9 protein-coding genes and 2 pseudogenes are annotated in these 7,156 nt (G+C 48.6%); all 11 read right to left on the bottom strand.

Annotated elements, in window-relative coordinates; translation table 11 throughout:
* Positions 1-401, bottom strand: a pseudogene (locus ACTHS3_RS09500) (amidophosphoribosyltransferase); the annotation flags it as partial.
* A gap of 152 nt (positions 402-553) precedes the next feature.
* Positions 554-1,087, bottom strand: a complete 534-nt coding sequence (locus tag ACTHS3_RS09495) for a CvpA family protein (RefSeq protein ID WP_004520152.1) — start codon at positions 1,085-1,087, stop codon at positions 554-556.
* A complete protein-coding gene (gene ftsN / locus ACTHS3_RS09490; protein WP_049336513.1) occupies positions 1,080-2,225 on the bottom strand; it encodes a cell division protein FtsN in 1,146 nt (381 codons plus the stop codon). The genes ACTHS3_RS09495 and ftsN overlap by 8 nt, the downstream gene beginning before the upstream one ends.
* Positions 2,226-2,238: 13 nt before the next feature.
* On the bottom strand, positions 2,239-3,522 hold the full coding sequence (folC, locus tag ACTHS3_RS09485) for a bifunctional tetrahydrofolate synthase/dihydrofolate synthase (RefSeq protein ID WP_004520149.1): 1,284 nt from the start codon (positions 3,520-3,522) through the stop codon (positions 2,239-2,241).
* 38 nt (positions 3,523-3,560) lie between these two features.
* Positions 3,561-4,013, bottom strand: a complete 453-nt coding sequence (locus ACTHS3_RS09480; protein WP_039862251.1) for a protein YgfX — start codon at positions 4,011-4,013, stop codon at positions 3,561-3,563.
* Between the two features lie 4 nt (positions 4,014-4,017).
* Complete coding sequence (locus ACTHS3_RS09475; RefSeq protein ID WP_003747228.1) at positions 4,018-4,377, bottom strand: hypothetical protein; 360 nt, start codon at positions 4,375-4,377, stop codon at positions 4,018-4,020.
* 63 nt (positions 4,378-4,440) lie between these two features.
* Positions 4,441-5,169, bottom strand: coding sequence for an amino acid ABC transporter ATP-binding protein (locus tag ACTHS3_RS09470; protein WP_003747231.1), 729 nt, complete (start codon positions 5,167-5,169; stop codon positions 4,441-4,443).
* Positions 5,169-5,492: a hypothetical protein gene (locus tag ACTHS3_RS09465; protein WP_004520147.1), complete on the bottom strand. Its 324-nt coding sequence runs from the start codon at positions 5,490-5,492 to the stop codon at positions 5,169-5,171. The genes ACTHS3_RS09470 and ACTHS3_RS09465 overlap by 1 nt, the downstream gene beginning before the upstream one ends.
* A 7-nt stretch (positions 5,493-5,499) precedes the next feature.
* A complete protein-coding gene (gene rsmA / locus ACTHS3_RS09460; protein WP_004520146.1) occupies positions 5,500-6,279 on the bottom strand; it encodes a 16S rRNA (adenine(1518)-N(6)/adenine(1519)-N(6))-dimethyltransferase RsmA in 780 nt (259 codons plus the stop codon).
* An 88-nt stretch (positions 6,280-6,367) separates the two neighbouring features.
* Complete coding sequence (locus ACTHS3_RS09455; protein ID WP_049336507.1) at positions 6,368-6,967, bottom strand: Maf family protein; 600 nt, start codon at positions 6,965-6,967, stop codon at positions 6,368-6,370.
* Positions 6,968-6,981: 14 nt separating this feature from the next.
* Positions 6,982-7,156 (bottom strand): annotated as a pseudogene (locus ACTHS3_RS09450) (gamma carbonic anhydrase family protein); the annotation flags it as partial.

Raw genomic sequence — 7,156 nt, 5'->3', positions numbered from 1 at the left:
TTGAGTAGGACTTCAGAATCGGAGCTGGTATTAACGTGGCGCAGGTGTTTGTTGCATACGTTTTCATAGAGCTCTTCAGTATTGGTCAGATTACCATTGTGTGCCAAAACAATGCCGAATGGGGAGCTGACATAAAACGGCTGGGCTTCTGCGCTGCTGCCCGCATTGCCTGCAGTCGGATAGCGGACATGTGCAATGCCTGCATTACCGACCAAGTCACGCATATTACGGGTACGGAACACTTCGCGCACCATGCCCTTGCCCTTGTGCATATGAAATATATTGCCTTCGGCAGTAACAATACCTGCTGCGTCCTGACCACGGTGTTGCAACATCTGCAAACCATCATACAACATCTGATTGACCGGTTCATGACTAACCAAACCTAATACACCACACATATCGTGCTTCTCCGAGTTTGAAGATTAAATGGGTAAGCCGTCATTATAAAATAATTTAGATGAGTTTGCTCAAATTGTTGACAATATGATGCTAAATTTACGCAAATAAAAACGGATTCAGACGGCCTATAGGCCGTCTGAATCCGTCAAACTCAATCATCCAATTCTTCTACTTCAGCCGCTTTACCAGAAAGATGGGGCATTGCGGTACCTTTTCTAGGCAGATAAGGCATCGCAGCATCAGCAAGTGATTCAAAATACGGAATCGTATGGGAACTTTGCCACTCTTCCGTCTTCGGCAAATCGGTATGCGAAAAAACCATCACAGCCAGTGTTACCAAAATCACACCTTTCACTGCACCGAATACGCCGCCAAGCAAACGGTTGATGCTTCCCAAACCAACGGCAGACATCAAACTGCTCAACAGCGATCGTGCCAGTTTCTGCAACAGCCATGCCAGAAAAAACACAGCGGCAAAACCCATGGCAACCCCCAAAGAATGCGGCTCAACCGATTTAAAGACCACATCGGCAAACGGAACGGCAAGCGTTCTGGCTGCAATAAACGATACCACCCACGCCACCATCGCCCCTGCTTCAGCAATAATACCCCGTGTCAACGAGATAATGATGCAGATGACGATGACAGCGGCAGCCAACAAATCGGCAACAGGCAAATTACTCACTGGTCACCTGACCGGCAATGCCATGTACACGCAATTTGTTCAAATCGCGCTCTGCATCGCGTGCATTTTTATAACTGGCTGATTTCACGCGATACACCTTACCTTTATCGGTCATCACTTCAGTAATGGTCGAATCGATACCTGCGGCTTTCATTTTACGTTGCAGGCTTTGTGCGCGTTCTTTTTCAGCATAACCAGCCTGAATAGCGGCCTTTTTAGCAGGTTTAGCTTCTGCTTTTTCTTTTTCAGCTTTAGGTTTGGCTTTTTCAGACGGCTTCTCGGCAGTTTTTACCTTATCGGCTTTTTCTGCTTTGGCCGTTTCTGGTTTAGCTTTTTCATTTTTTGGTTTTTCAACTTTGGCTTCTGCTTTCTTAGTAGGTTCGGCCTTGTCTTTTACGCTGTCTTTGCTGTTTTTGGCAGATTTACGCTCGGCAATGGCTTTCTCTGCTTTTTCCAATTGTGCTAATTTATTGCGTTCAGCAGCAGCTTCACGCTCTGCTTTTTCAGCACGCGCTTGAAGTGCACGTTTTTTAGCAGCCAATGCGTTTTCTTTTTCATCCGCTTCCTGTTGGGCTTGTGCCTTGCGTGCCGCAGCACGTTGTTCTGCCTGGCGTTGGCGGCGTTCTTCGGCTCGGCGCTCCGCAGCTTCGCGTTTGGCGGCCTCAGCTCGTTGAATACGCTCAGACTCTTCCAAACCTTTAATATTGCCGTCATCCAAAGTATCATTAATCAAAACCAACGGCTCGCCGACATCTTCGGGAGCAGACTCACGGTTTGGCTTCAATACTTCAACCGGCGCATTGTCTTCTTCGTCGCCGGCATTTTGAGGTTTGCTTTGCGCTTCGGCATCCGCATGGCGGGCTGCTTCTTCAGCCATCGCAACATCCTCTTTATTCGGCTCTAAAACAACGGCCTTGCTCGGCTCATCAGCCGTTTTGACTTGGCTCTGACCGACAGGTGCTTCTTTAAACGGTGAATTTTTATCGTCGCCGGAAGTCAGTGCCAGACCGAACAGCATACCCGATGCCACCACCAAGCCGGAGGCTAAGACCAAGCGACGGCGGTTGCGACGTTTGAGTTGTTCGTAACCGTCTAAATCGTATCCGTTTGGAGTTTCTTTTTGTTTATTGTCGGACATGATAATTTCCTCGTTAGTGTTCTTTCAAAACAGCCATTACATCGGCAACAGTATGGAATGAGCCGAAAACAACGATTCTATCATTTTCGGTTGCTTTAGCCAAAGCAGCGCGGTAGGCAGCAGCGACAGTTTCAAAAACATTTACATTGTCGATGCCGTGTTCAGCCAGTTTGGCCTGCAAAGCCTCTATCGTCATGCCGCGCGGTACATCTAAAGGCGCGATGTTCCACTCGTCAAACTGATCTTTAACGATTTCCAGCACGCCATCAATATCTTTGTCGGACAACATACTGAATACAGCAGTACGTTTTTGGGCAAAGGCAAGGTTAATCAGACTGCGGCGCAAAGCACGGGCTGCGTGCGGATTGTGGCCGACATCCAAAACCACCAGCGGACGGCCGGGCAAAACTTGGAAACGTCCAGGATTCTCAACCAACAGCAAACCGCGTTTAATCGCGCCGATATCAACCGGCAATTGTTCGTTCAAACACTCCAACACCGTCAATGCACACGCGGCATTGGACAACTGATAGGCACCGCGCAAAGCAGGAAACGGCAAGGAATTGCGGTTACGGCTTTGGCCGTCTGAAGATTGCGGATGGAAGCGGTAGTTCCACTGTACGCTTTCCATTGATGCAAAATCAAAATCTCGCTGAACCATCAACAGTTTTGCGCCAATTTCTTCTGCGTGTTTGACCAATGATTCAGGCGCAGGATTCTGACCGCACACAGCTGGTTTGCCACCACGGAACACTCCGGCTTTTTCAAAACCGACCTGCTCAACGGTATCGCCCAAAAATGCCTGATGGTCCAAATCCACGCTGGTAACGACCGAGCAGTCGCCGTCAAATACATTCACAGCATCCAATCGTCCGCCCAAACCGACTTCCAAAATCATTACGTCCACATTTTCACGCATGAAAATATCGACGGCAGCCAAAGCATTAAACTCAAAATACGTCAGCGAAATTTCGCCGCGTGCCGCTTCGATACGCTCAAATGAGGAAATAATCAATTCATCTGAAACCGGCTGAGTATTGATGGCGATTCGTTCGTTGTAACGCAGAAGGTGCGGACTGGTCAGCGTACCGACTTTAAAACCGGCTTCTTTATAAATATGCGACAAATAGGCGCATACAGAGCCTTTGCCATTTGTACCCGCCACCACGACGACAGGACATTGCGGCACCAAATTCATGCGTTTTTTCACTTCTCCCACGCGTTCCAAACCCATATCGATAAGGCCGGAACTATGGGCAGTCTCCAAATGAGAAAGCCAGTCTTGTAATGTTTTCATTGTATTTATCGCTTCAAAAGGCCGTCTGAAACGGCCGTTTAATCTATATCTGCCGCAAGTTCTGCTTTGTCTTCTTTTTCACGGCACCAGCGCGCCCACACTTTCAGACGGCGGTAGGCATCGCGGTCGGCCATATCGGGCAAGATGCAGTGTTTGACTATTTTCCCGTCAACATTCCATTGCAAAAACAAAGCATAAACCGTCAACATACTGCTGTCTTGCAAAACCGCACTTCTTCCCTCTGCCTCGTTATTCAAATAAACCGTCGCACGGTATTGGCGGTCGATGATGATTTTTCTGACCGCATTTTGAGTCTGAAAATTAACGCTGCGCCAAGCATAGGCAAAACTGCCGGCCAATGCCGCCAAACCCAGCCACATCATCCAGCCGTAAAACTCGACAAGGCATAAGGCCAACGCCGAAAGGTGTAAGGAAACAATCAGAATTTTCAAAGAACGCGAGGGCTTTAAGGCCGTCTGAAAACTTCTCACGGCTTTACATCATATTGTCGAAAACAGGCGTAATGTTCAATTCCGCCTCTTCCATATCCAAAACCATATCGTGGATTTCGGTATCGAAAAATTCCCAAAAAGCCTTCAAGCTCATGTCTTGCGGCCATTTGCTTTTATCAATGTCCCAGCCTGCCAATTCGGCTTCAAAAATCTGCTGGTAGCGTTCGTCAAAATAGGAAATGACGGATTCGGGTTCGTCAAATTGCGGCACAAGGAATACTGAGCAGTTGGTGCGCAGTTGCTCGACGGTCAGGTCGGGCATATTTTCATCGGCGGATTTCAGCCATTCCAAAAAACGGGCGGTCGGCTTCAGCACAACAGCAGTACGGTCAACAAAATACATTATTTTCAACTTTCAAAATCATTCAAACCGATCATGCCGTCTGAAATTTCAGACGGCCCGAGTTTAATGTGTCATCACCTGTTGCAGGAATTGTTTGGCACGCTCGTGTTTCGGATTGGTAAAAAATTCTTCCGGCGTTTCATCTTCCAGAATCTGGCCTTTATCGACAAAAATCACACGGTCGGCGACTTCGCGCGCAAAACCCATCTCATGGGTCACACACATCATGGTCATGCCGCTTTCCGCCAAGTCTTTCATCACTTTCAATACTTCGCCGACCATTTCAGGATCAAGTGCGGAAGTCGGCTCGTCAAACAACATCACGCGCGGCTCCATCGCCAAACCGCGTGCAATCGCCACACGCTGTTGCTGACCGCCGGAAAGCTGGCCGGGCAGCGCGTCTTTTTTATGCGCCAAGCCGACACGTTCCAAAAGCTCCATCGCTTTCTTTTCCGCCTCTTCACGGCTTTGGTTTTTCACTTTCATCGGAGAAAGAATAATATTTTCCAAGACAGTCAAATGCGGATACAGATTGAACCCTTGGAACACAAAGCCCACTTCTTCGCGCACTTTGTTCAAATCGGTTTTCGGATCGGCAACATTGATGCCGTCCACCCAAATCTCGCCGCTTTCAATGCGCTCGAGTTGGTTTACCGTACGAATCAGCGTCGATTTGCCACTGCCCGAAGGACCGCATACAACGACCACTTCGCCTTGTTTGACTTCCAGATTCACGCCGTTGATAACGTGCAAATCTTTAAAATGTTTGTGTACATTTTTGAATTTAATCATTATTTCTTTCCAAACTGCCAAAATTTTCGGGGCTTAAGTTTCGCTTGCCGCTGCCAAAGCAAAGGAATGGCCGTTTCAAGCCAAAAACGGCAGCTGACTATGCCGTCGGAGGTTCCACCTTGATTGTACCGATTGACTTTAAATTGCTCTTCCCTATCGAGACGATGCCCGGTCAATACCCAAACTGCGCCGATAATTGCCGCTTCAAAACGGTGCCGCTCAGGCGGCATATCCTTACCGGAAAAATACTGCGCCAACTTGCGCCACAAATATGAATTACCTAGAAACCCCCATTGAATAGGAGGTTGCTTAAAAATTGCCATCACTGTTTCAGACGGCCTTTTGAACCAGATAATTGCTCAATGCCACATATTTTTCAGCGGCAATGTGTTCTGCCCTGTCCTGCGGATTGATGCCGACTGCCTGCAAATCATCATCGCCGGCAAGTTCCTTCAAATTATTGCGTATGGTTTTGCGGCGTTGATGGAAAGCCAGTTTCACCAGTTTGGCAAAATGTTCAAAATCTTCCGCTTTACCAATGCGGTGTTTCACCGGAATCATGCGCACGACGGCCGAATCTACTTTCGGCGCAGGATCAAAGGATTCAGGCGGTACTTCAATCAACATTTCCATATCGAAGAAATATTGCAGCATTACGCCCAGACGGCCATAGTCGTTGGTTTTCGGCTGCGCCACCATGCGTTCGACCACTTCTTTTTGCAGCATAAAGTGCATATCGATCACATCGTCTGCCACTTCGCTCAATCGGAACAAAAGCGGCGTGGAAATATTGTACGGCAGGTTGCCGACAATTTTTTTCTTGCCTTCAATGCTGTTAAAATCAAACTGTAATACATCGCCTTCGTGTATCACCAATTTGTCTGCAAACGGCAAGGTTTTCAGACGGCGTACGATGTCGCGGTCGATTTCGCAAACATGCAGGCGGTTGAGTTTTTTCGCCAAAGGCTCGGTAATGGCTGCCAAGCCCGGGCCGATTTCAATCACGATATCATCGGGCTGCGGTCTGACCGCATTGACAATATCGCTAATAATCCGCGTATCCTGCAAAAAATTCTGCCCGAAGCGTTTCCGGGCCTTATGTTCTTTCATATCTTTCTTCAAGCAAGCTGTTTAAGGCAGTATTGTAACTGAAACAGGCGTTTTTGTCGGCACGCTTTCAGACGGCATTTGCCTAATTTTAAGCAAACGGCGGCGCTTCCAAACCCAAAGATTTCAGTAGTTGCGCGGTCTCATAAACCGGCAAACCCATCACGCCGGTAAAACTGCCCTGCAAATGCTCGACAAATACGCCGCCCAAGCCCTGAATCCCATACGCACCGGCTTTGTCCATCGGCTCGCCGCTGGCAACATAGGCTGCAATCTCCTCAGCCGTCAACGTTTTAAAGCGCACTTCGCTCGTCTGCACCACATCATGGCGCACGCCTCGCCAGTAAACGCATACAGCCGTCAGCACTTGATGCGTCCGTCCGGACAAGCGTTCCAGCATATCGACCGCATCCGCCTCGGATTCCGGTTTACCCAAAATAGCCGCACCATCCGCCACCGTCGTATCCGCCGTTAATACAGCAAACTCAGGCTCTTGATCATGAGCAGTAAACCATTGCGCTACCGCTACCTGATTTTTCTCGCAGGCCATACGGCGCACATACTCTACTGCGGCTTCGCCTTCTTTGGGGGTTTCATCAATATCCGCAGGAAGGCGGCGTACCGTGAAACCTAAATTCTCCAAAATCTCACGACGGCGCGGACTGCCCGAGGCCAGATAAATTGCGTTCATTGTATTGAACTTCCTTATTTTGAAATTTTATGCTGTCCGGACAGGCGGACATAATGCGCGGACGAATACGTCAAAAATTCCTTTTCCTCATCAGTTAGCGGACGCACTTGTTTCACAGGCGAGCCGACGTATAAAAAACCGCTTTCCAAACGCTTGCGCGGCGGCACCAAACTGCCCGCGCCTATCATC

The organism is Neisseria sp. P0009.S007 (assembly GCF_051962515.1).
Note: the sequence above shows the minus strand (reverse complement) of the source record. Positions and strands in the feature narration are given on the sequence as shown.